This is a genomic window from Myxococcaceae bacterium, from assembly GCA_016000045.1.
GTDB lineage: Bacteria > Myxococcota > UBA727 > UBA727 > JABDBI01 > AER2-1.
Genome location: JAECQY010000004.1, coordinates 98010 through 122576, shown reverse-complemented (window position 1 = coordinate 122576; position 24567 = coordinate 98010). Strand labels below are relative to the sequence as shown.

General features: G+C 46.2%; 22 protein-coding genes, 1 other RNA gene and 1 pseudogene. 15 read left to right on the top strand and 9 right to left on the bottom strand.

Annotation, left to right across the window (positions count from 1 at the left end):
- Positions 1–50: 50 nt before the first annotated feature.
- A complete protein-coding gene (locus tag I8H75_03380) occupies positions 51–1508 on the bottom strand; it encodes an AAA family ATPase (GenBank protein MBH2006371.1) in 1458 nt (485 codons plus the stop codon).
- A gap of 16 nt (positions 1509–1524) precedes the next feature.
- Between I8H75_03380 and I8H75_03375 the strand changes: the two genes are divergently transcribed.
- From I8H75_03375 to I8H75_03360, 4 genes are all read left to right on the top strand, one after another.
- Complete coding sequence (locus I8H75_03375; GenBank protein ID MBH2006370.1) at positions 1525–1932, top strand: hypothetical protein; 408 nt, start codon at positions 1525–1527, stop codon at positions 1930–1932.
- Positions 1933–1945: 13 nt separating this feature from the next.
- A complete protein-coding gene (gene bamD, locus I8H75_03370; protein ID MBH2006369.1) occupies positions 1946–2662 on the top strand; it encodes an outer membrane protein assembly factor BamD in 717 nt (238 codons plus the stop codon).
- Positions 2621–2991: a transfer-messenger RNA gene (gene ssrA, locus I8H75_03365) on the top strand. The genes bamD and ssrA overlap by 42 nt, the downstream gene beginning before the upstream one ends.
- A 55-nt stretch (positions 2992–3046) precedes the next feature.
- Positions 3047–4021, top strand: a complete 975-nt coding sequence (locus I8H75_03360) for a hypothetical protein (protein ID MBH2006368.1) — start codon at positions 3047–3049, stop codon at positions 4019–4021.
- On the opposite strand, the gene I8H75_03355 is transcribed toward I8H75_03360, so the two are convergent.
- Genes I8H75_03355 through I8H75_03340 form a run of 4 tightly spaced genes read right to left on the bottom strand, consistent with a single transcriptional unit; the run spans position 4003 to position 7598 of the window.
- Complete coding sequence (locus tag I8H75_03355; GenBank protein MBH2006367.1) at positions 4003–4878, bottom strand: zinc ABC transporter substrate-binding protein; 876 nt, start codon at positions 4876–4878, stop codon at positions 4003–4005. The two genes, I8H75_03360 and I8H75_03355, sit on opposite strands and share 19 nt — an antisense overlap.
- Positions 4875–5966 (bottom strand): hypothetical protein, encoded by a 1092-nt coding sequence (locus tag I8H75_03350; GenBank protein MBH2006366.1) that lies wholly within the window; start codon positions 5964–5966, stop codon positions 4875–4877. The genes I8H75_03355 and I8H75_03350 overlap by 4 nt, the downstream gene beginning before the upstream one ends.
- A gap of 54 nt (positions 5967–6020) precedes the next feature.
- Positions 6021–6890 (bottom strand): NYN domain-containing protein, encoded by an 870-nt coding sequence (locus tag I8H75_03345; protein MBH2006365.1) that lies wholly within the window; start codon positions 6888–6890, stop codon positions 6021–6023.
- Between the two features lie 6 nt (positions 6891–6896).
- Positions 6897–7598, bottom strand: coding sequence for a SurA N-terminal domain-containing protein (locus tag I8H75_03340; GenBank protein ID MBH2006364.1), 702 nt, complete (start codon positions 7596–7598; stop codon positions 6897–6899).
- A gap of 31 nt (positions 7599–7629) precedes the next feature.
- Between I8H75_03340 and I8H75_03335 the strand changes: the two genes are divergently transcribed.
- The 11 genes and pseudogenes from I8H75_03335 to I8H75_03285 all read left to right on the top strand — a co-directional run bounded on the left by I8H75_03335 (position 7630) and on the right by I8H75_03285 (position 19613).
- Positions 7630–10065 carry a DUF3516 domain-containing protein gene (locus I8H75_03335; GenBank protein MBH2006363.1) on the top strand — a complete coding sequence of 812 codons (2436 nt, stop codon included), beginning with the start codon at positions 7630–7632 and terminating at the stop codon, positions 10063–10065.
- Between the two features lie 303 nt (positions 10066–10368).
- Complete coding sequence (locus tag I8H75_03330) at positions 10369–10773, top strand: PilZ domain-containing protein (protein MBH2006362.1); 405 nt, start codon at positions 10369–10371, stop codon at positions 10771–10773.
- 3 nt (positions 10774–10776) lie between these two features.
- On the top strand, positions 10777–11955 hold the full coding sequence (locus I8H75_03325) for an HD domain-containing protein (GenBank protein MBH2006361.1): 1179 nt from the start codon (positions 10777–10779) through the stop codon (positions 11953–11955).
- The gene (locus tag I8H75_03320) at positions 11903–12850 is read left to right on the top strand and encodes a sigma-70 family RNA polymerase sigma factor (GenBank protein ID MBH2006360.1); all 948 of its coding nucleotides are present in this window, start codon (positions 11903–11905) and stop codon (positions 12848–12850) included. Before I8H75_03325 ends, I8H75_03320 begins: the two co-directional genes overlap by 53 nt.
- A gap of 8 nt (positions 12851–12858) precedes the next feature.
- A complete protein-coding gene (locus I8H75_03315) occupies positions 12859–13521 on the top strand; it encodes a hypothetical protein (GenBank protein ID MBH2006359.1) in 663 nt (220 codons plus the stop codon).
- A 21-nt stretch (positions 13522–13542) separates the two neighbouring features.
- On the top strand, positions 13543–13806 hold the full coding sequence (locus I8H75_03310; protein MBH2006358.1) for a DNA-directed RNA polymerase subunit omega: 264 nt from the start codon (positions 13543–13545) through the stop codon (positions 13804–13806).
- 3 nt (positions 13807–13809) lie between these two features.
- The gene (locus tag I8H75_03305; GenBank protein MBH2006357.1) at positions 13810–14139 is read left to right on the top strand and encodes a hypothetical protein; all 330 of its coding nucleotides are present in this window, start codon (positions 13810–13812) and stop codon (positions 14137–14139) included.
- A complete protein-coding gene (locus I8H75_03300; GenBank protein MBH2006356.1) occupies positions 14124–14897 on the top strand; it encodes an ATP-binding cassette domain-containing protein in 774 nt (257 codons plus the stop codon). Before I8H75_03305 ends, I8H75_03300 begins: the two co-directional genes overlap by 16 nt.
- Before the next feature lie 62 nt (positions 14898–14959).
- Positions 14960–15853 carry an MCE family protein gene (locus I8H75_03295; protein MBH2006355.1) on the top strand — a complete coding sequence of 298 codons (894 nt, stop codon included), beginning with the start codon at positions 14960–14962 and terminating at the stop codon, positions 15851–15853.
- Positions 15853–18426, top strand: coding sequence for a PDZ domain-containing protein (locus tag I8H75_03290; GenBank protein MBH2006354.1), 2574 nt, complete (start codon positions 15853–15855; stop codon positions 18424–18426). Before I8H75_03295 ends, I8H75_03290 begins: the two co-directional genes overlap by 1 nt.
- Positions 18423–19613: pseudogene (locus I8H75_03285) on the top strand (replication-associated recombination protein A). Before I8H75_03290 ends, I8H75_03285 begins: the two are co-directional and overlap by 4 nt.
- On the opposite strand, the gene I8H75_03280 reads toward I8H75_03285, so the two are convergent.
- From I8H75_03280 to I8H75_03265, 4 genes are read right to left on the bottom strand one after another with little or no spacing between them, the layout of a single operon-like run.
- Entirely contained in the window at positions 19558–20484 is a 927-nt protein-coding gene (locus I8H75_03280) for a hypothetical protein (protein ID MBH2006353.1), read from the bottom strand. The pseudogene I8H75_03285 and the gene I8H75_03280 overlap by 56 nt on opposite strands.
- 47 nt (positions 20485–20531) lie before the next feature.
- Positions 20532–21842 (bottom strand): magnesium transporter, encoded by a 1311-nt coding sequence (mgtE, locus tag I8H75_03275; protein ID MBH2006352.1) that lies wholly within the window; start codon positions 21840–21842, stop codon positions 20532–20534.
- Positions 21835–23670 carry a glutamine--fructose-6-phosphate transaminase (isomerizing) gene (glmS, locus tag I8H75_03270; GenBank protein MBH2006351.1) on the bottom strand — a complete coding sequence of 612 codons (1836 nt, stop codon included), beginning with the start codon at positions 23668–23670 and terminating at the stop codon, positions 21835–21837. Before glmS ends, mgtE begins: the two co-directional genes overlap by 8 nt.
- 41 nt (positions 23671–23711) lie before the next feature.
- Positions 23712–24422: a thioredoxin domain-containing protein gene (locus tag I8H75_03265; GenBank protein ID MBH2006350.1), complete on the bottom strand. Its 711-nt coding sequence runs from the start codon at positions 24420–24422 to the stop codon at positions 23712–23714.
- Between the last annotated feature and the right edge of the window lie 145 nt (positions 24423–24567).

Here is a 24567-nt window from a genome sequence, read left to right as displayed (position 1 = left end):
AAAAATACCCGTTGTGCAATAAAGAAACTCAACTCAGGCACCCGGCTGGTCTAGTCACATATATTTTGTGCCTTCGTATAAACATAGCGCTCAATTTGCTGTCTTTGTCCTCGAAAACCCGGATCGGTCCCGGACATTTCGAGTAGCTTATGCTCCCTCTTCGCAATGTTGTCAATGTTCTCAAAGTCCGACGACGTAAAATTGTCCAAGTTGATTAAATTTTGATAGGGCTTTAATGCCTCCAAGAGGAAGATGTCTCTCCCTGCCTTTATTCGGTATTGTAGGCTGTAGTTTCCAAACTCAATGAGATTGAGCCTATTGTTCAAGGCGCTGCTTCTTAACAGCCGATTACCGGCCAAGATAAAGCCAAGATGTCCTACATCGATGGAGGCTCTAAAAAATGGATTTTCTAAGGAGCTGGTCTTTCCTTCCAGGAGGTTCAGCATCAGTGAGACCAGTTCGTGGGATTCTTCTTCTCGAATTCGATTTAAAGTGTGATCCGCTTCATCAAAGAAAAGAAGCATGTTTTGGTAAGGATATCCTTCCCGAGCTTGGCGGATTATTTGATGCGCAAGCAAGCCCGGATGGCATCGTGTGTCAGAGGCAAATTCACAAGCGACTCCCTTGAAATCGCCAATCTCTCTTATTTCGCCTAAGTTTACTTTGATGAGCGGCATCTTGAGCGTTGCAGCCAGTTTTCGAGCCACTTCGGTTTTCCCAACGCCAGGTGGCCCGTGAAGGTAAAGCGCATTCTTTAATCGAGGATTTTGATGATGACTTGAGAGTTCCATCATTCTGCAAAATCGCTTCAATTCTGAAAAGGCAATCCCTGTTCCCATGGGTTCGTAGTCTTGGAATGTGTTTTGAAACTCAGATTCGTTGATTGAAATAGATCGCGTTTGAGTGGGTAAGTCTAAGAGTTGCTCGATGGTTTTGATTTCGCGATCTTTGTTTGCTTCCAAGCCAGCAGAGAATACGGGACGATAGTTGGTTCGGAGGCTTAGAAAATGAGAAATAAGGGTGTTTTGGGCTTCGGGGGTGAGAAATGGTTTTTTTTCAATATACCGAAGTTCAAGACTCGTTAAGGTTTGATCAGAGGGTCTTAGGATGAGATTCCGAATGCATTGCATGAACCCAGAAACGGGTTCCTGAAGCTCTTGCGCATAAGGCTCTAGCGTGCGTTGGATGAGGCCCGAGAAAACACTCGTCAAGAAGAAGGCAAAGCCTCCGATGGGTAGGGGATTTCTGAGCGGTGCTTGAGGCGGCAAGGGGTTTCGGCAAAAGAGGGTCTTATGCAATCGATAGGTGCCGTAGCCAATGGCCAGGGGCAGAAGACCTTGAAAAACGACTCTTTGATACGCTTTTAAGCGCTCTGAATGATAACTTTCGGTGGTATTAGCGGACAAAATATCCTGAGCGTATTGGCTGTAAGCATAGTCGTAATATTGAGCACGGGATGCGGTGGCTAATAAAAGAAATGTTATTGTATGTAATTTTAAATTATTCATATGATATTTTATTAATATGGAATATTTGCATAATGTTACGGCTTCAGAGGTTGGAAAAATTCGTTCGAGTTTCTTAAGTGGAATGCTAACTTTAATGCTCTGTATCAACGCGGTTGCAATTTCAGTGGCAGTGGGCATATTAGATGATCAGCTACCTTACCCAATCAATCTTGGAATTGCAATCAGTGTCTTTTCTTGCGCTGGCTCAATTTTTTTATTCTTTTTGATTAATCGATATTTAGAAACGATTACATATCGATTTTATCGTATTTATTTTGCTCAAATTGAAACAATTATCGTCACTGCAAAGCGGTTTTTTTGGCCTTTCCTGATAGCGATTTTGATGGATGCTTTATTGGCTTGCTTGGGCTTAGGAGTGCTCTTGAGCTGCTTGGCCATTGACCAAGGTTGGTTTCGTCTTTAAGAATTCGATTCTCATGTTTGTTTTTCGTCTTTTTTTACCGCTGCTTTTGATGTCTTGTGCCACCGGTAAGCTGGCTCAAAAATCCGATGTTTATCTGGATAATGCCAAGATCTGCTATGAGCAAGCTGAGAAGGCCCTGGCAAACGAATCCTACGAAGAAGCGATTCGAGGCTTTGAAGAAGTTCGCAGCAAGTACCCTTATTCCCAATACGCGGCACTGAGTGATCTGCGCCTAGCGGATACCTATTTTTCACAGGAGAAATGGCTGGAAGCGGCCGATGCTTACGATTTCTATCTTCGATTTCATCCACGTCATGAAATGAATCCTTACGCTTGGTTCCAAGTGGCACAGTGCTATTACAAAGCCGTTCCTAAGAATTTCTTTCTTTTTCCAAAGAGCTATCTCAAAGATCAAACTGCCACGCAAGAAGCGCTGGACGCGATTCGACGCTACCTAAGCCAATATCCTGAAGGTCAATACGCGGGTGAGGCTGAGCGTATGCAAATGGGTATTCGAGAACAATTGGCTCAGCGTGACTTGGCCATTGCGCGTCATTATGCCAAGCGTCAAAAATGGAATGCGGTGCGAGCCCGATTAAAGAACATTGTCGAATCTTATCCAGATACGGAAGCGTCGAAGCTTGCTAAAGCAGAGCGATTGAGGTACCTTGGGGAAGTGGAGCCTCTTGGGGGCGATATGGTTTCGACGGAGGATAAGAACGAAAAATAGCACGCCGTGGGTTTGAGTCACCGCGTCAAAAAGGCTCAAAAAAACAAAAATGCCAACAATAATGTTGCATCCGTAGCTGCCTTCGCTTAATAACCGATAGGAAGCTCCATCGCCTTGCTGCCTCGTCTGAGCGGTGAGGGTCGATGCACCGATCAGGCTGGCCTTTCTTTTTTTCTTGGGGTTTAAAGAATGGCGAGGAGATAACCAAGAGCGCGATGAACCGCCGGTCTTTAGGCTAAGTTCGGAGTGATAACAAGTAAAGACTAAGCGTGTAGAAGTTTTTTGGGGCGATTTTTCGGACGCGGGTTCAATTCCCGCCGCCTCCACCAAGTTTTAGGCTTCTTTGTGGGAAATAGAAACGGGTTTTAAGATGCTTTTAATGCGATGCACTGGAAGCTCTTCATTCTTTCTTTGTTTCTATCCGGCGTCATCTTAGCGGAAGAAAAACAGATACCTTGGAAGCTTGACCTCGCTTTAGGGATTCATTTAAGTCACCATTACAATCAAAATTTTTTAGGTTTGCAGAATGGCAATATGTTTCATCCTGGTTTCCAAGCAAGTACGCAAGTTTTCTGGAAAGAGGGGACTCAAGAATGGATCTTCGAATTCTCGTTGATGGAAGCGTGGGTTTTAAGCACACCTCAAACGATGTTTATCAAGTCAAACGATTTGTTGCAGTTGCGATCGGCTTATCAATTTGCTTATGCTCCATGGGGAGGGAATTACGTGGCGGCAAAGCTACGAACCAGCTTACTGCCCGGCTACGATGTTGAAACCACGGCAACCGATTATACGGTTGTCTATGCTGATGGAAGGCCTAGTCAGGTCATGACAAGCACCGGAAATGCCTCTACCGGGACCTTTTCGTTTCCTCTGACACAAGCGTTCTTGCCGCTCATTTTGGAGCAAGATATCGGCTTCTATTACCGTTTCCATCCTCATTTTGCACCCAATTCAGAGCTTCGAGCCGGTTTTAGCAGCCGCGAGAATCTTGCGAAAAGCCAAAAAATCTTAACGGCAGTGGGGGTGGTCTATGGAAACACGCCGGTTCGAGAACTGGATACTATTTTCGAGATAGGTCCCTCCTTCGGGATTCGATTGAGAGGAAATCTCTTGGAGAAGAAGCTCTCTTATGAGTTCTCTTTCGACTATCTGTTTTCGGTTTGGCAGACCCCCAAAAACGCTCTTGCCGCTACTCATGGGCAAAGCTTTGACAGCGGCATGGATTTGAAATGGACATTCCTGCCTTGGCTGTCTTTAGATTGGAATCTTAAGGCAATCTTGAATCCGGCAATCTTCGATCAGATTCAGTTCATGACAACGTTGACACTTGCCTTCAACTACTCACTAAGCCGCTGAAGCAAGTAGCTGATGAGGGCAAAGTAGTCTTTGGCTTCTGGAATCGCTCCTACATCGATGGGTACGCGGACAAGCTTCGCGTTCGTTCGTTTGGCAATGTATTGGCTCGGGATTTGATCGTAAAACAATTCTGCCAAAACAATGCGGGTTCCTGTTTCGTTCATCAAAGTGATGATTTCATCACGGTGTTTAGGAGAAGGGGGAATGCCGGGCTTATCTTCAATTTGACCGACGATTTCGAATCCAAATCTTTTTGCGAAATAAATCCAGCTGCTATGATAAGTGACCAATTTCTTGTTTTGGATGGATTGAGCGGTTTTCTCCCAGCCGATCATCGATTGATCGATTTTTGTCTCGAATAACTTTAGATTGGCTTCGTAGGTTGCTTTTCCAGATGGGTCTACCAAAGCAAGACCGTTCGCAATATTCTTGGCCATTTTTTTGACTCGAATCGGGTCTAGCCAGATATGAGGATTTCCATACGGGTGTACATCTCCCATTTGTCTTGTTAGCACGCTCGGAATTTCGAGCGTAGCGATTCCTGCCGAAGCGATGATTCGGCCTGGTTGACTCATTTGAAGCTTGGGATTCCCAGCGCTATCGATCACTTTTTGAGCCCAAAGTTCGAGCTCAAGACCCACTTCAACGAAAGCGTCTGCATGACGAACTTTCTTCATGAACGTTGGCTTGGGTTGAACAAAGTGTGCATCCTGGTTTGGCTCTGCGAGGCTTTGTACGGTGACACGGTTGCCGCCAACGGCTTCCACCATATTTTTGAGTATCGGAAGAGTCGTTACAACTTTCATCGGAGCAGCGATGGAAGTCAGCGCTAAAAAAGGAAGAAGAAAAAATTTCATCGATTGACCCAGTACGGTTCTACGGGATGTGAACCGAAAATAAAATTAATTTCCAATAAAGCTTTGTGTTGTTGATGGTTATCCCATTCATAGCCAGCACGCAGTCTCAAAAATTCCGTTGTGTAGTAAGTGAGAAAAGCGCCCACAGAGTGCGATGGAGTGTCAACCTGAGCTCCTTGCAAGTAACTATATCGAATGCCTGGATACAGCCATTGATTGATTTGCATCTGAGACCAGATAAACATTCCCCAAGGCCAGTAACCGTTTCTCCCTTGAACGCCGTTCGCAACGAAGAGCTCGGAGCCGATTAAGAAGGAACGTTTTTCTCCTTGAAGATAGGGCCTCCACTTATAATAGGCATCTGCCCCGTAGAGCTGAAGCGGTTGCAGATTGAATTCAGGATGTCCCTGGAGGTAAGCAGAGGCGCCTACTTCGAAGTCGTGTTCAGCCGCGAGATCCCAAAACCAGGCAAGCCTGGCTGAACCTGCTGGATAGGTTTGGTTTTTGATGCGAGCGAATGGAAGGCCGTTGCTGGCCAAAATATTCAGATTGAGACGCAGAGAGTTGTTTTCTCCTGGCGTGGGTATGAAAAACTCAGCCGAGATGCCTGGGCGAGAAAAGCCGTGATCGCCTAAAAAAGCTTGAACTGGTTTGGGTTGAGTCATTTGAGGAAGATCGTGCAAATGGATCTGATTGAAACGTCCAAATGGAAGGAGGTATTTTCCCATTTTGAGAGTCAAGCCCCAAGGAGCTTCGTCAAGACCAGGCAGCTTTTTGAGTAAGGCATAGCCTTCTTCAATGTGTACCGCTTCATGAGAACCGTGTGGTTCAAAGGCAATGATCGCGACTCCGTCTGCCCAAGGGTCAATGCTGGCTCGAATATCGAGTTCAATTTCACGAAGCTCAAAAGGCTTCTGGCACCCGATGCAAGTCAAAAAATTTCCAAACGCGGTGAGTCCGGGATTGAATAAGTTTTGTCGAATTTGAGGAGCGTTTATTCTATCTTCGAGTCTGTCCACCCGTTCTTCGAGTGTTTCAGCCCAAATCGGCCAGGTACATAAGGCTAACAATACCCATTTTCGATGCATAAGAGCGAGACTTTAGACGGAGGATCCCTAAATGGCAAATGGGTTTGATGGAGCTTAGACTTCATGTTCCAGATGGTCCGAAACTCGAATAGCCAAGGCTCCATCGGGTGCATTATAGGTTTCAACAAAACCTTCTGCCAAGAGTTTGTCCAGTACGCGTCTGCGTACATCAGGAGTCGTATCCAGATGCGTCGAACGCCATCGAGTTAAGAAATAGCCAAGTCCAACATAACCGCCGCTGAATTTACTTTGGGCTTGTTCGAGCTCTGCTAGAAACGCATCCATGGATTCGTCTCCCGTAATGACCTCAATCTCTGTAGTGAACTCGTCTGCGTCCAAATAGTCTGCGTAAAGGTCGTCTTCGTTTGCTTCTCGCTCAAACTGAGAGATTCCATTCAACATGTCGATGTGATCAAATGCAACATTCCGGATGCGCTTGCTGACACCCGCTCCTCCCCAGCTAGCGATGTAAGCCTGTTTCCCAAGGGCTCTGACCGCATCAATCGCAGGGGCGTAGTCGGCATCGCCCGACATCAAAATCAAAACATCGTAAGAATCAGTAGCGGCTAAACGAACCATATGAGCTACCATGCTCGTATCCACTTCTTTCTCAACAAAGTACCGATTCTCTGCGCTGCAACTTTGGCAAGAGAGAGAACCGATTTTGCGTTTGAAAGTGTGAACAAAGAATCCCGGTTGGGTCTCTAGCATATCCAAGAAACCGGATAACTTGTTCTGAGCATCATTAAGCGTCAAGCCATTTTCGTCGATAGCTGTGTAATAGTACGCTCCCCAAAGAGAGGTTCCTTTCGCTTTCTCAACGAGCCATTCTGCTAGTTTAACAAAATCGATTCTTCTTCCTCGTGCGGCTTCTCGCCAGCCTGAGTAAAAGTTTTTTCCATCAAAAAAGAGTGCAACGCGCATTTCTTCTCACTTTCTCTCAATATAGGCGGATGCCCGTAATTCTTTTAAATGTCGCTTAAAAGCCATCTCGATCTCCTGTTCGTATCGTCCAGGGTTTATTTTCTCAAGAGGGATTTCGATTCTTTTGCTGACTTTATAAACCACAAATCCATTTTCTGTGGGTAAAGGTCTGGAAATTTGGCCTACTTTTAAACCAAAGACAACACGAGCCAAGGTTGGTTTCAGATCTTTTCGGCTAATTTCTCCAATGGACCTAAACAAGACAGAATTTGTGGAAATAGCAAAGTTCGCCTCAGCAAGAGAGGAAAAGGTTGCCTGATCAGCATCCACGCGGATTTCAGGGGGCAGTCTTAAGCGGGGTTTAATTTTACTTTGAATTAAATTGCGCTTTTTAAGAGAGTTTCGGATAACTTCTCGGTACTGAAGCAAAGTCATACCATTCTCTTTTAACATTTGCTCAAAATGGCTAAATGTTATGCGGTTTTGACTCAGAATACTTTGAACCGCAGATTCAATTTCGCGTTCACTCGGCTCTAGTCTTGATTTCTTGAGTTCTTGGTTCATCAAAACAGAATCAATGGCAGAGTCAAGATCACTTGGCTCGCTCACTTCGCTCTGCAAGATAGGCTCGCCGTTGACCATGGCCAAAGGACGGTCCAAGATTTCCGCGTGAGCTGAAGTCAAGATGGCGAAAAATAGAAAGCGCACGGATTAACTCTTTATGCTATTTTGCGCGCTTATGTTAGATGTTTTTTTGGAAAAAATTCAAAAGCCAGGATTCGAACTTTATCCGGCCCAAGAAGAAGCCATCTTAGAAATATTTTTGGGGCATAATGTCATCCTAAGCACCCCAACGGGTTCTGGGAAGTCGACCGTGGCTCTTGCCGCGCATTACAAAGCGCTGCAAGAAGGAAAGAGATCTTTTTATACCTGCCCAATCAAAGCACTCGTGAGCGAGAAATTCTTTGCTCTTTGCGATTTTTTTGGTCCAGAGTGTGTGGGGATGATGACCGGTGATGCTTCGGTGAATTCGGAAGCTCCCATCATTTGCTGTACGGCTGAAATTTTGGCGAACCTCGCTCTAAGACTCGGTTCCGATTGTGGAGTGGATTTTGTCGTGATGGATGAGTTTCACTATTATTCCGATCCAGAACGAGGAATGGCTTGGCAAATTCCTCTATTAACCCTGTCAAAGACAAAATTTCTTCTGATGTCAGCAACGTTGGGAGATTCTGAAACGATTCAACAAGAGCTTGAAGAATTGAATGGGGTTCCGACGATCGTTGTAAAAAGCAGCGATCGGCCGGTTCCATTGGATTATGCTTATCGTGAAACTCCGATTCATGAGACTTTATCTGACTTAATCCATTCAAAAAAATACCCGATTTACGTGGTTAATTTTACTCAGCGCGAATGTGCCATCGAGGCGCAAAACGCGATGAGTGTCAACATTTCTTCCCGGGAAGAGAAGAAGCAAATCGAAGCATACTTTGAGGGATTTCGCTTTGATACCCCCTTTGGAAAAGAAATGAGGCGCTATCTCAGTCATGGCATTGGTTTGCATCACGCGGGTATTTTGCCCAAATACCGACTTCTCGTTGAGAAGCTGGCTCAGACCGGTTTGCTCAAGATTATCATGGGCACCGATACTCTTGGGGTCGGTGTAAATATCCCGATACGAAGCGTTCTATTTACGAAACTATGTAAATTTGATGGCTTCAAGACAGGTATCTTGAGTGTTCGAGACTTTAAGCAAATAGCAGGTCGAGCTGGACGCAAAGGTTTTGATGAGCAAGGCAGCGTGCTTTGCCAAGCTCCTGAGCACGTCATTGAGAATAAGCGACAAGAAATGCGATTCAGTGCGGATGCGAAGCAAAAAAAGAAGATCGTTAGGAAGTCTGCACCGACTGCAAACTACGTTCATTGGGACTCAAAGACCTTTGAGCGATTGATCGAGCAGCCTCCCGAAGCGCTTATTTCTCGTTTTCAGGTGACGCATGGACTGATCATGACCTTGCTTCAAGGGCATCCATCCAATGCGAATCCCGGTTATCGTGAGCTGGTTCGAATGATTGCTCAGTGTCACGAAACATCGAAATCAAAATCGAAGCTCCGAAAGCAGTCCGCGATTTTGCTGAAATCTCTCGTTCATGCAAAACTTGTCTCCTTCGTGAATAATCGGCTTACGGGAAGAAGGCTGGTGGTAAACGAAACGCTTCAGCACGATTTTTCTTTGCATCACACCCTGTCTCTTTATCTTCTGGATACTTTGAAACAGATGGATGCGGATAGTCCGGAATATGCCCTAGACGTATTGAGCTTAACGGAAGCGATCCTCGAGAATCCTCGTATCATTTTGACCAAGCAAGTTGATAAGCTTAAATCCGCTAAATTGGCTGAAATGCGGCAGCAAGGATTGGAATACGAAGAACGAATGGCCGAACTTGAAAAAATGGAACATCCAAAACCGTTGAGAGATTTTATTTATAATACTTACAATGCCTTTGAAGATCAGCATCCCTGGTTAAAAGGTGACAACATTCAGCCTAAATCCGTTGCGCGCGAGATGATCGAAAATTTAAGCGCATTCAACGAATACGTCAAAGAGTATGGGCTTGAGCGGAGTGAGGGTGTGTTCTTACGCTATTTATCGATGGTTTATAAAGCGTATACTCAAACGATACCAGAGCCCTATCAGAATGACTCTTTTAACGAAGTGGCCTCGCTGTTAAAAGCCGTGGTGCTGAAAACCGATTCCAGTTTGCTGAACGAATGGGAGAATTTGCTTCGCCCACAAACGCCCTCTTCTGAGATTGAGCTTCGCCCACAGTGGGTGTTCAATGAAAAACAGTTCCGTGCAGAGGTTCGGGCGATTGTGCTTCAGCTTGTTGGAGCTCTTGGCCGTAAAGATTTCGAGGAAGCAGCAAGCATTATCCCATACGATTATGAGAAAGCTTTGCACGCATACTTTGAACAGCATGAACGGATTCTGAGCAATCATCAAGCGCGCTTCCCAATTTATACGCGTTTTGAGAAAGTATCCGACTACCGATACCGCGTGAAGCAAGTGATCTTGGATCCACAATCGGAGCATGATTGGTATTTGGATTTCTTAGCGGAGCAATGTCCAGGAGCTAGTCTGCCCACTGTAAGCCTGGAGGAGATCAATCGCTGAGAGCTCGTTGAATGGACTTGAAAACTCCAAAGACTTGTTTAGAACGGAGCTGGTGAGGCCAACAGAACCAGAAGCTTAGTTTCTTGTTTACTATTGCGGCATATTTCCGGTAAATTTGCCGACTATGATTCCAAAGAATGCTAAAAAAGCCTTCAAGTTTGGAGTCGCGAGCTGTTTTAGATCGGCTCAGCCCCTAGATTAGGAGCTCGGGCTTGTTGAATGACTTGGTAGGTTACTCTAAATGTCTTGAACCCGGACAGGAGGTTGAGTATTGGCAGGATTTGGTGTAATCTAAACGAACCTATGCCTTCTATTAAAAAAGATATCCCGACTCCTGGCGAACCTAAATTAGCGCTTACCAAGAAAACCCGGCATTTGAGAGCGCCGATTGAGATTCGAGTCGAGATTACGCAGGGCTTGCAATCTTTTACGTCTACTTCCAGGAATTTAGCTCTTGGAGGCGTGAGTTTTGAATCCGTCACTGAGTTTGAAGTGGGGAGCCTGATTAATATTCTCCTGTACATTCCCGTCAAAAAAGAACTTGAGCTTCTTAAAGCGGCTTCTGAAGTTGTTTGGGTAGAAGACCAGCAGGGCTCTTGGATGATGGGAGCGGCATTTCGTAAATTTGCACCCGGAGACCAGAAGCGGCTCAGAGAATGGTTGCTGGAGTGTGTTCGTGCTCAAAAGGAAGGACGTTCGATCCTATAGCCTATGTCCGTACAAATTCGCGACTCCATCCATGGATCTATTCCAATCGAGCCCTGTGAACTTCGCCTGATCGATCACCCGGCTTTTCAACGATTGAGAAATATTCGCCAGTTAGGCTTTGCTGATTTGGCTTTTCCAGGAGCAACGCATTCCCGCTACAGCCATAGCTTGGGCGCGATGCATTTAGCCACTCGTATTTTTGATCACGTTTTTTCTCAGATTGAAGTAGAAATTCAAGAACGAGCGCGGATGCGGCAAGCCCTACGCCTTGCCGTATTGCTGCACGACTTGGGGCATACTCCTCTCTCGCATTCATTGGAATCGCGCTTGTCTTCGGGGAACAATCACGAAGACATCACTCGGCAGTTGATTCAAAATTCTTCCTTTAGCCTTTGTCTCAGGAAAGAGTTTGAGTGTGCTGAAATCGGCCCGGATGAGATTATTTCGCTCGATTTTAAAATCGGAGGCATCGATTTTCAACCCATCTTGCAGCAGATGGTGAGTTCGGAATGCGATGCCGATCGCATGGATTATCTGCAAAGAGACAGCTTTTACTGCGGAGTGAATTACGGAAAATTTGACGCAGATTGGCTGATCAGCAATCTCGTACCCGTTTATCAAGAAAATCAGGTTTATTTAGGGATTCGCTCAAAAGCATTGTATAGTTTTGAGGACTTTCTATTGTCTCGTTATCATATGTTTGCCAGTGTTTACCTGCATCATACGCCTGTGATTTTCGAGAAAATGCTTGTGCGCTATTTCGAAGACTGCCCAGATGAGTTTGTGATTCCGGTTGACCTTGAAAAATTCATTCAGATCGATGATACCGACGTATGGATGCATTTGAAAAGCAGTCAAAACGTATGGGCTGAACGAATCGTGCAAAGAAAGCCCTATCGGTTGATCTCAGACGAACGAACCCCGGAAGAACATCAGGCGATCTGCCATCAATTAGCTTCCCAATCAATTGACTTTATAGCGTCTGAATCCAAAAATGCCATTTCGAAGTATTTCGAAGGCTCCAGTCAGCCGCTTTACGTTCAAACCAAGCGCGGAGATTTAGTTCCTCTGAACCAGTATAGTGAGCTGTATCAACGTTACCAAAAACCAGTACACTTTAACCGAATTTATGTCGCACCCAAAGACCAAGAACGAGCCCAATCAATTAATCAAGCGTTCTAGCGTAGCGCTTCCAAATGCTCAAGGAGAATGGGTCCGAGGGGCCGAATCTGGCGGTGATCTCTACGCCACTTTTGTTCGCCAAGCGACTCGTATTTCCAGGCTTTCTGACGAAGAAGAACGTACCTTAGGCTTGAGAGTGCGAGATGTTCGCGATCAAGAAGCAGCCAAGAAGCTTGTTTCACACAATATGCGCCTTGCGATCAAAATTGCTCATCAATATCGGCGCTCTTGGACGAGTCGAATGGATTTGATTCAGGAAGCTTTAGCCGGGATGAGCATTGCTGCAACAAAGTGGGATCCGGATCAAAATACTCGATTTGGGACCTACGCTGTTTTTTGGATGAAGGCGCAATTAAGTCGTTTTTTGCTGACCAACTCTCGCTTGATTCATACGGGCAATACGCGTTCGGGGAGAAGAATCTATTTTGCACTCCCGGAGGTACGCAGAGAGTTGGTTGCGAAAGGCTTAGAGCCCACGCCGGAACGAATTGCAGAGCGCCTGAATGAAGATTTGGCTGAAGTTGAGTCGGTATTAGCACGACTGGAAAGCAAAGAGACCAGCCTTTCGGCGATCCAAGATGAAGTGCTTTTCTCACAGGAAGAAAATCCTGAATCACAGACTGCGCGAAGAGAAATCCAGAAGACCATTCATCAGCTGATTGAAACCTTTGAACGTAGCTTGAGTGATCCAAGAGACTTAGCGATTTGGCAAGAACATTTGATCGCTCATGAGCCCTTCAATCTGGTTGAATTGGGCAAGCGATTTGGCGTTTCAAAGCAGAGAATGGGGCAACTGGCTGATCGACTCAAGAAGGCTTTTCGCAGGCACGTCATCGATACCTTAGGCCCAAATACACAACTGTCTTGGCTATTTAGCGAAGATTCAGTACAGTAGGGGCTAAGATGAAAAATCTAAAAGTCTTTACAGGTTGGGTTTCAGCCGTTTCGATGCTGGCGGCTTGTGTGGGCTTTTTGATTGTTTTTCAAGTTGCTCCTCAAGCAGCAATCGCTCGGTTTTGTGTTGACTTAGGGGCATTGTTAGCATTGGTCGCGATTGTTGTGGCTGTCCCAAAGACACAGGAGCTGCGATCGGATGAGGTGACAGATGCTTTGCGAGATTTAGCTCGCGGCAAGTATGAGAGAAGGCTTGCATCGAAAGAGAATGATCCGCTATCTGGGGTGATCCAGGCTTTCAATGAATTGGCTGGAACTTTGTCTGACAATGCTGACCCTGGTATTCACCGTCTCAAGTCTTTTCGTTCTTTGAGATACGAACCCGTGGTAGCTAGACAAATGGTTCATGAAGCACATAGTTTTCACCCAGAGTTGGGGCAAGTTCAACCCTTACCGCGTGCTTTTGAGGGAAGAAATTTAAGAGCTTTGTACGAAGAATTTCGAGAAGCTCATAAAAAATTTGGAAACGAACCCAGTGACTTTGAAACATTTGCAGAGACTCTCGATCGTGCTCGAGAAGAGCTGATGAAACAACATCAGGTCAAGTCGGTTCGTTTCGAGGTCGTTTTAGAAAGCGGGGAAGTTGCTTTAAGGCCTAGACTGGTTCGTTAAGATCCTCTACAAGAGGTCTTTATGGCCCGTGTAACCGTTGAAGATTGTCTTAAAGTCGTAGAAAATCGTTTTGCACTTGTTTTGTTGGCTTCGGCTCGGGCTCGCCAGCTGATGAAAGGGAGCCATTCTTTGGTGGATGCTTCCAAAAACAACGAACAGGTTACAGCGCTTCGTGAAGTGGCCGCTGAAAAGGTCCGTTTCGATCGGTCGATTCGGGAGGTTTTAGAAACTTCGCTGTGTGAGCTCGATCGGCAGCACGAAGAATTCCGTAGCGTTCAGGTTTGAAACATGTCGAATGTCATTCCCTTGTTCAAAGACCAGGGTAAAAAGCAAAGGCCGAGTTTGCAAAAACTGGACGCTTTTCGAAAAGGTCTTGAAGAGGGGGGAGTTGTCATGATTTCCTTGGATACGACGCAGCCTGGAGTATCGCTGCCTTCGCGTTTGATGAATCTTGAGTGCGTTAGTCTCAACTATTCGCATCGCTACAATCTACCTGATTTCGGTTACGATGAAGCAGGCGTTAGTGCAACTTTGTCGTTTGATGAAGGTTTCTTTTACTGCATGGTACCATGGATCTCTGTCTTTAGGGTCGGTGATTGCGTATGGCAGGAAAAGTAGCCGTGAGCTATATTTCCTACCAACACGTTGATAAGGCCTTTGGGCAGCAAGTAGTTTGCCAGAATTTCTCGCTGGATATTCAGCGAGAGGATCGTCTCTGCATTATCGGCCCATCTGGAACAGGAAAAACCGTCACGATCAAGATGTTGATTGGCTTGATTGAGCCGGATGCCGGATCCATTTTTTTTGATGGGATCGATTTGGCATCGTTCACTCGAGATGAGCAGTTCTTGCCGGTCCGCAAGCGAATCGCGATGGTTTTTCAAGGAGCGGCACTTTTTGACTCTATGTCGGTATTTGAAAACGTGGCTTACGGGCTTCATGGGCACGGCTTATCCGCTGGCGAGATTCGAGATCGGGTACAGCATAAGTTGGAGCTGGTTGGTTTACAAGAATCGATGGATAAAATGCCTTCGGAACTTTCAGGAGGGATGAAAAAGCGCGTAGGTCTTGCTCGAGCGATTGCCACCGATCCCGAAGTCGTTCTCTACGATGAACCTACCGCAGGCTTAGATCCGATCAACACAGTTCGGATTGTTGATCTGATTATCGATCTGCAAGAAAAACTAAAATCCACTGTGTTGATGGTGACGCACGATATGCCAGCGGTTCAACGTTTAGCCACACGAGTCGCATTCTTTTATCGAGGACGTGTTTTTGCTCATGGAACCTATCCAGAGCTTCTGCGGCACGAGGATTCTTTTGTTCGTGGATTTTTAACTGCGAACCCAGCTTTAACTGATATATTGGCTTCGTGAGCAAAAATATGGCTGTTACAAAACGTCGAAATAATGATGTGCTGCTCGGGGCCTTTGTTTGTATGGGCATCGTTATCACCATGGTGGCCATCTTCTTGATTGGAAAAGAAAATCACTTGTTTGATCGGTCTGCGCACATCAATGCCTATTTTGAGAATGTTTCTGGGCTTGGGGTGGGAGCGGACGTCATGATTGCAGGGGTCTTGGTCGGGTACGTCGATCAAATCGGATTTCCAGGTTTCTACAAACAATCGGCGCAGAGCTTTGGCAAGATCAAGGTCGTGATACGACTTCCCTACAACAAACTTCCATGGCTTCGAACCGATTCAATCGCTCGAATTGATAGCAAGGGTTTGTTGGGTGATAAAATAATCAACATGAGCTTGGGAAGTCCTGGTAGGCCTGAGCTGGTGGACCAAGATACGGTCAAGACGATGGAATCCTTAGACTTGAGTACAGCGATGGAAAAAGCCGAAGATGTCCTCCAGCATGTCACGGAAGCCGTTCAGCTGGTCCAAGACTTCATGAAGAGCTTTACGGCCCAAGGAGGTGACCAATCGCTTGTGGCGATTGCTAAATCGCTTGAGAGCATCATGAAAGCCGTTGAAACGGGACCCGGTTTGCTCAATCGTCTTATCTTCAGCAAGCAAGCGGCGGACGATTTTGAAAACTCGATTGCGGGGATCGATCAAATCTTACGCTCGGTACAAAGAGGTCCTAGCTTGATTCACTCTTTGGCTTTCGATCCCAAAGGTGCTGAGCTTCTAGATAATCTGAGTGCGATGGCTCAGGGTACCAAAGAAGGGCAAGGAACGATGGGTCGTTTGCTGAATGATCCTTCTCTCTACGACGAAATGAAACTGCTTCTTGGAAACGTTCGACGAAATGAGATATTGAAAGGTTTAATTCGCTACTCGCTTCGTCAGAAAGAATTGATGGTGGAGCGTCAGCCGTGATGCAGTCCCTCTTTTTGTGGGCTCTTTTGTTTCTTGCGGGCCCCGCCCACGATTCTCACACCGAGTTGCCTATCTTTAACCGAGCGATGCTGCAGATTAAGGAACAATACGTACAGCCGACGCGCATTGAACCTAAAAAAATGCTGCTGGGTGCGCTGGAAGCCATGCAACGCGAGATTCCTGAATTCATGTATCGAGAACTTTCTTTGAATGAAATCGAAATTCAGATCGTGGATCGGACAGAAACATGGAAGACGGATTTGATTCAATCGCTTTGGGATCTCAGTTTCTTCATGCGAGATATTTTTCGATTTATTGAGCCGAGCCTTCCGAAATCAGTGGATCGAGCAGAGGTCGAGTATGCAGCCGTCAACGGAAGTTTAAGCCGACTCGATCCGCATTCGGTGCTTCTGGAACCCAAATTTTCCAAAGAAATGAAGCTCTCCACCAAAGGTGAGTTTGGAGGTTTGGGAATTGTTGTTGGTCTTCGAGACGGTGTGCTTTCTGTCATTAGTCCTCTGGAGGGAACTCCGGCCGATCGAGCCGGACTTAAAGCATTGGATCGCATCTTGCGAATCGATGAAAGTTCAACGGTAAATCTTGCCCTGGATGAAGCGGTTGATAAACTCAGAGGCCAACCAGGAACGGCGGTCACTTTGCTGGTACAAGGGCATGGAGAGTCTAGCCATCGCAGAGTCACGATCATTCGAGATAGGATCAAAGTCGATTCGATATCCTCTCATAAAATAGACAAGAAGATTGGGTACGTGAAGATCAAAGCCTTTCATAGCAATACGGCTTCGGATCTAAAATCCGCCATTGACGCATTGGGATCGATCAAAGGGCTCATTCTGGATTTTCGCAATAATCCGGGTGGCTTATTGAATGAGTCGGTTGCGGTATCGGATCTGTTTTTAGATGGCGGCGTGGTTGTGGTCACGCAGGGCTCGAAAGCGTTTCAACGGCAGGAAGAAAAAGCGAGCTCTGGTTCTTCTAAAACGGAATTTCCAATGGTTGTTTTGGTTAATTCTGGTTCTGCGTCTGCATCCGAAATTGTCGCGGGAGCTTTAAAAAATCGCAATCGAGCTCTTATTTTAGGAGAGCAAACTTTCGGAAAAGGCTCTGTTCAGATGCTGTATGATTTTCCGGATCAATCATCTCTAAAGTTGACGATTGCTCAGTACTTGACACCCGGTGATGAAAGCATTCAATCGGTTGGGATTACACCCGATATTCTGCTCCAACCGGCTTATCTCGAAAACAAGCGTCACGTGATTCTGTTCCCATTGGCGAGGATACGAGAGGAGGATCTCGATTCTCACTTGGACAACAAAACTCGTGTTCGTCAGAGTCAACCCGCCTATACTTTGACTTATTTGACACAAAGACTTGGGCTTGAAGAGGCACAAAGGCGCGCCGTTTCTTCCCAGTTTCATGAAGATTTTGAGATATCGCTGGCAAAACGTTTGCTTTTGAGTGCGGAAGGAGCTAGCCGAACGTCTCTTTTAAGTTCTGCAAAATCTGTCGTAGCCGAAGTTCAATTGGAGGAGAGTAAGCGCATCCAATCCGACCTTGCGAAATTAGGCGTGAATTGGGAGCCGCCTTCTGTTCCTTCGTCCGCGAATGTGATGCTGCGAGTCATCGGCGCCTCCAAAGCCAAAGCAGGTTCGGTATTGCGGATTACCTTAGAGGCTAAAAATCTTGGAAAAGAGCCTGCGTATCAAGTTTATGGAATCTCGAAGTCATCAACCTCTTTGTTTGCAGAGAGGGAGTTTATTTTTGGAAAGCTTGATGTGGGGCAGAGTAAAAGGTGGCAATCTGAAATTTCGATCCCTAAAGATGTTTTACCTAGGCATGATGCGATGAAAGTCTGCCTTCATACGAATCATGTGCAGACCCACCGTTGCACGAATGTTCCAATCGATATCCAAGGATTGCCAAAACCCATCTTGGCTTTTAGTTATCAGATTCAACCGACGAAAGAGAACTCCAGATCGAAAGTCAAGGTCCTGGTTCGCAACACGGGTTTAGGAGCTTCGATGGAACCCATGGTTTTGCTGAAAAATAAAAAGAAATCGGATCTCTTTATCGAAGAAGGTCGTGCCAAATTAGGAGTTTTAAAGCCAGGACAAATGAAAGAAGTGGTTCTTGCTTTTCATTCTGAGGCATCTGCTGATGCCAGATCGGCTTTACAGCTTCAAATATTTGATGCTGCAAGCGGCGAGTATTGGCTTGAGGATTTGAATCTAGAATCGACTCAATGGGTCAAAAAGACACCCCCTCAGGTGCGATGGCTCGATTCGGTGCGAACAACGAGTCAAGATATCTACCGGCTTCGAGCCCAAGTTCAAGGGAAACCAAATCTGAAAGATGTGTATGTTTACGTTGGAGACCAAAAGATACTCTACAAAGCTTCAGAAGGCAAAAAAGAGATTGTGATTGATCAGATGGTCAAGTTGAAGCCAGGAGCCAACACCGTGACTCTGTTTGCTCGCGATGGAGAATCTTTTGGCCAAAGGGAGAGTCAAGTGATCTACTCCCGTGTTGGAGATTCTTTGGCGAAAAATCCATGATGCCTTTAGCGGCTTTGATGAGACCCAAGTCGCTTGCCGACATGGTCGGGCAGAGTCATTTAATTGGTCCTCAAGGGGTGCTCACGCGTCTTGTTGAGCAAAAGAGTTTGCCTTCCTTGATTTTGTGGGGGCCTCCTGGTTCAGGAAAGACCACATTAGCTGAGAATTTAGCGAGGGCTTGCCAGCGTCAGCTTGTGAAATTATCTGCAGTATCCGCAGGAGTGAAGGAAATCCGTGAAGCCGTGGCTTTGGGTAAAAAGATTTCTGTCTTTTTATTTGTCGATGAGATCCATCGATTCAACAAAGCTCAACAAGATGTTTTGCTGCCCTATGTAGAAGAAGGCCAGCTGACTTTGCTGGGAGCAACTACTGAGAATCCTTCTTTTTCGATCAATTCGGCTTTACTTTCTCGATGCCGGGTCTTTGTTTTAAAGCCTCATTCGGATTCAGACTTAGATCAATTGCTAAAGCGTGCTCTTCAGCAATCGGGATCTTCGATCGATGAAGATGCCGCAGAGATGCTTATTCGGGCAGCAACTGGCGATGCCAGGGTTCTTCTCTCCACCCTGGAAGTTGCATTGGGTCTTCGAGAGAAGGAATCCATTCGAGCTCAAGAGATTCAACAAGCAGTGGGTCGACGCCATCTTCACTACGATCGGCAAAGCGAAGAGCACTACAATACCATCAGTGCGTTTATCAAGAGCATGCGTGCAGGGGATCCAGATGCTGCCATCTATTATTTGGCTCGAATGTTGGAATCGGGAGAAGATCCAAGATTTGTGGCACGGCGAATGATGATTTTTGCGAGTGAAGATATCGGAAACTCCGATCCGAGAGCCCTGCAAGTGGCACTGGCGGCGTTTCAGGCTTACGAGTCCATGGGTCTTCCAGAGGGCGTTTTGCCCCTTTCTCAGGCAGCGATTTATCTATCGAAGGCTTCCAAGTCGCGAACTGTGATCAATGCCTATTTTGCTGCTAAACAAGACGTCCAAAAACACGGCAGCCTTCCGGTACCAATGCATTTGCGCAATGCCTCAACTCAGCTGATGCGAGAACTGGGCTATGGAACCCGTGAGAAGGCTTTGAGCAATTTACCTGAAAAGCTTGGGTCCAAGCGCTACATTTGAGATCTCAGCTCCTTAAGATGTTTTTAATTTTGAGCAGCGAACTTTGAGCAAATTCGATGATCTCTGCGTTGGTGGCATCTGAATCGGGAACTCGAACGCCAATATTCTTGATCAGATCCAATGCTTTCGTAACACCGTCTTGTTGGCTATCTAAATGTATTCCGCAGTTCTGAAGCGTTTCGATGCTGCCTTGAACGGTTGGAAGCAGCGCAAGAGCTTCTGGCCAACGATCTTTAAATTTTAAGAGCGCGAGCCCAAATAGGATTTGAGCGTGCCGTGTTCGTTCGATGCCGAGTGTCCGAAGCCATACTTTCTGAATAAAGGTTCCTAAGGATTTGAGAGCGCTGAAACCTTTCATTATAGAACCCATGAACGAAAATCCGAGCCCAGCAGGAGCTGCTACGACGCTGGTCGTCGCACTGGCACCGATTATTTGTAAGTCGGTCGCAAAAGCTTTCATGTTTAGTTTTTTGATTCGTTTTTGAAACTGTAATTGAGCGTACTCACACGAATTAGCGAGTAAGTCTTTGCTTTCTATGCCAAGATTTTCCGAATATTGAATCGGATCGATGCCTCTTTTCAAGTTGACGATACTTTGCTTTGAGGTTGATAAGGATTGAAGCCGAACGCGATCAAAGACCTGAAATTGCCTCAACGTTTCTGCTTGGTCTTGCTGAACTCTTCTCTTGGCAAAAAGTGCAAAAAAGCCACCTAAAAAGGGGATGTGATGGAGAAAGGTTGCACCGTGATCTTGAGCGATTTCGGCACTTCGATGAACGGCTTCCACCCCAGCTTCTTTCGGATTTTTGAAAACGTCCCTAAGCTTTTGCTGAAGGGCTTGCTTGCTGAGTTCAAATCGACTGGGAGTTTCCAGCAAGATCTCTTCTGTTCTTTCGATTGGAGGATAAATGCTCTCAATAGGATCTGGCATTCTACGAGTGTATTAAATGTGAATGCAAAATAACAGAAATAAATAAATTAAACAGTGAAAGATTTGAATAATTGAGAAATTAAAATATAAATTAAAATCCCTGTGATGTCGTTTAGGGTTGTTACGAAAGGCCCTGCAGCGATTGCCGGATCCACTCCCAGGCGCTTTAAGAGAGCTGGAGCTAAGACTCCGAGCCCTGCAGCTGTAATCATGGCAAATACCATCGAGAAAAATACAAGAATGCCAAGAGAATGATTAAAATCACTCAATAAAAATGTTGCTACCAATCCCGCGCATATTCCGTAGAAAATGCCCATGATAAGCCCGACTCGAATCTCTTTATAGAGCATTCGAGGGATGTCACTGAGATCAGATTTGCCCGTCGCTAAACCGCGAATCAGGATTGTTGAAGATTGAGTCCCTACGTTTCCGCCCATGGCCATGATGACCGGCAAAAACGCATAGATCACCACCATCTGCTCCAAAAGAGGTTGAAAGAAACGAAGCAGTGAAGCCGAGACTAAGGAACAGCCCAAAGCGACCGCTAGCCAAGGCAAGCGAATACGGGCCGTGGAGAACACTTGCTCTGGATGTCGTAATTCTTGAACGCTGGTACCCGCCATTCGAAGTGCTTCTTCTTCGGCTTCTTCGGTCAGAACATCCACAACGTCATCGACTGAAATCCGGCCAATCAAATGGTTTTCATCGTCTACAACGGGCAGGGTTAGTAAATCGTATTTCTGAAATAGTTCGGCAACTTCCTTTTGATCGACCAAGGGTCGCACGCAAATGATATCCGTATCCATCAAGGTTTTGATCAGGCGAGTCGATTTGTGAATCAATAGATCAGCCAGTTCAACCGAACCCACTAAGCAATCGCTTTTATCAACGACCCAGACAGCCAAGACTTGGACATCGTCTTCTACGAGTTCTCGCACTCTTTGGATTGCTTCTGAGACAGGCGCGTCTGCTCGCACACGAGCCAATTCCAGCTGCATGATACCGCCGGCCGAGTCTTCGGGATATCCTAATAATTCCAGTACTTGCTGTCTTTCTTGATTGGGGAGCCGATACAGTGTTTCGTAACGCAGATTGAGTGGAAGCTTTGCTATGATATCCACAGCATCATCCGATTCCATCTCACGGATGATATTCGCAATCTCTTCTGGGCCTAACTGAGTGAGCAAGTCTTGCCAGTTGCCTTCATCGATTTCAGCGACCACTCGAGCCCGTTTATCTGGGTCATCAATGAGCCTGAGCAACTGAGGCCATTCGGCGACAGGAGACTGTTCCAGATATTCCTTAATATCGGCTGGATGAGGCAAAGATGCCAAATAAGTTTTTAGATCTTCATTCAATGGTGACGCTCTTGGCTAGGTTACGAGGTTGATCAACGTCCTGGCCTCTCAAGACAGCGAGGTGATAAGCCAATAGCTGCAAAGGGAGTATCGCTAAAGCAGGAACAAGATAATGCGGGGAAGGTGGAATGATCAAAGCATCTGGGTAATCTGCTCGAAGTTCTAAATCGTTCTCATTGCACAAGACCAGTACCCGTGCCCCGCGTGACTTTACCTCTTCCAGGTTGGATAAAGTCTTTTCGTAGTTCATGCCTTGGACGGCTAGTACCAAGACTGGCATCTTGTCATCAATCAAAGCGATGGGACCATGCTTCATCTCACCCGCTGCGTATCCTTCTGCGTGGATGTACGAGAGTTCCTTAATTTTAAGAGCTCCTTCTAGCACGGTTGGATACAGGAGACCTCGCCCCATCAAAAGCATGTGATTGGAGTTGACTAAGCTGCGAGCGGTTTCTTTAATCTGTGGCTCTTGTTTGAGGGCTGATTCCAGTAACATGGGCAGAGTAAAAATTTGCTCCAAGTGTTCATGAATCTCTTGGGTGCTCAGAGCATGGCGTTGTTGAGCCATCAAAAGGGCGAGCAAGTACAGGCTAATGATCTGAGTGAGAAGGGCTTTGGTACTGGCCACGCTGATCTCAGGCCCGGCACGCGTGTAGAAGGTGCCTGTACTGGCGTTGCTCAGGCGTGCGATAGCAGAGTCCATCACATTACACAGTGCCATAATTCGAGCACCTCTGGATTTGGCTAGTTGCAAAGCAGCGAGGGTATCCGCAGTTTCGCCAGATTGCGAAATCCCGAGAACCAGGCTCCCTGGCTGAATGAGAGGATTTCGATAACGAAATTCACTGGCTAAATCGACTTCAACAGGAATTTTCGCAAGTTCTTCAAAATAGCGTTTGGCGATGAGTCCCGCATGAAACGAAGTACCACAGGCTACGATGGTGATTTGGTTAACGGATGCGAGATCTTCGGTTCGAATACCGTCCAGGGCTAAATTGAGTTCTCCTTCCGAGAAGCGTCCTCGTAAGGTGTCTATAACAGCTTGGGGTTGCTCAAAAATTTCCTTGAGCATAAAATGCTTGTATCCGCCTTTTTCGGCTGCAGCGGGGGACCAATCAAGCTTGATTGGGTTGCGGGTTTGCGGCACTCCGTTGAGATCTGTAATCTGCACAGAATCTGCACGAACAATCGCCATATCGCCGTCGTCCAAAACGATAAAATGTCGAGTATGGCTTAGCGCAGCAGGAAAGTCAGAGGCCAGAAAATTTTCATTTTCACCCAGGCCGATGACCAGAGGGCAGGCTTGCCGGACTCCAATGATTGTATCTGGATGTTCTTCGTCTATAATCGCGAGGGCATAAGCGCCTTCGATCAATTTGAGGGCGCGTGAAACGGCCAAAGGAAAATCTTTGGGATGCTTTTTTTGATGCTGCGCAATGAGGTGTGCAATAATTTCCGTATCTGTATCGGAAAGAAACACATGACCTTGATTTTGCAGTTCTTTTCGGAGCTTGGCGTGGTTTTCGATAATCCCATTATGGACGAGCGTAATCGAGCCGAATCGGTGAGGATGAGCGTTCACTTCGTTGGGTTTGCCATGAGAAGCCCAACGCGTGTGAGCGATTCCGATTTGTCCAGGAACCGGAGAATCTTTCAAAACTTGAGACAGAGCGGAGAGTTTACCAACCGCTTTTTGAATGTGCGTTTGATGGTTCCACAATGTAGCAATACCAGCAGAGTCATATCCCCGATACTCTAGGCGACGAAGCCCTTCGATGAGTATGCCTTCAGCTGGTTGGTTGCCAATGTATCCAACAATTCCGCACATAGGTGGATCTCCTTCTGCTCCTACCTATGTCGTAGGTAAAGCTACATCAAGTTCTTTTCTTTGATCAGATTCTTAATACCTTGGACCGATCGTTCACGCAACTCCCAGCCTCCCACATAAATCGACGGTGTCCCTCGTACTTGGGCCTGGTTTGTACCAAGATCCATATCCGCTTTGATCATTTCCTCGTATTTTCCATCGTTATCTTTCAAAGATTTTTCAAACTTTGTTAGATTGAGACCAAGTTCTTTGGCCCATTTTTTAAAATTCTCTTCGTTCAGATTCTGCTGGTTCGCAAAAATCTTCTCCATCATTTTCCAAAATTTATCCCCACCTTGTTCGCTGGCGGCGAGGGCAGCCTTCGCAGCGGGTTTGGCGTTTGGATGGAAAGAAAGAGGGAAATTCTTAAAAACAACGTTTACTTTTTCCTTTAATTCCGGATCTTTGACCACTTCACGGAGTAAAGTATCGGTTCCTGCGCAGAAAGGGCACTGGCCATCGCTAAACACCACCACGCTCACGTTTGCGTCTTTCTTTCCTAAGACGGGGCTGTGGGCCACGGGGAGTTGGTAGGCTTTCTCTTGGGCTGCTGGCGCTGGAGGCCGAGCTGCGAGGGCTGGCTTCTTCTCCAATTCCTCAAGGCGTTTTTCCAAAGAACCCAGGCGTTCTTCTATTTTTTTGTTATTGCAACCCACCAGAGCAATGGATGAAATCAGCAGGGTTGCGAGAGAAATTCGAGTCAAATTCTTCATGAGTAGTCACTCCTTGTGGCTTAACGGTTATCAAAATTGCGAAGTTTGTGTCAAGTTTTTACATGAGGAAGTGAAATTAACACAAATCGTTGAATCGTTAGAACATTGAGGCGGGTCCCATGAGCTTCTGGCTGAAACGCGCGTG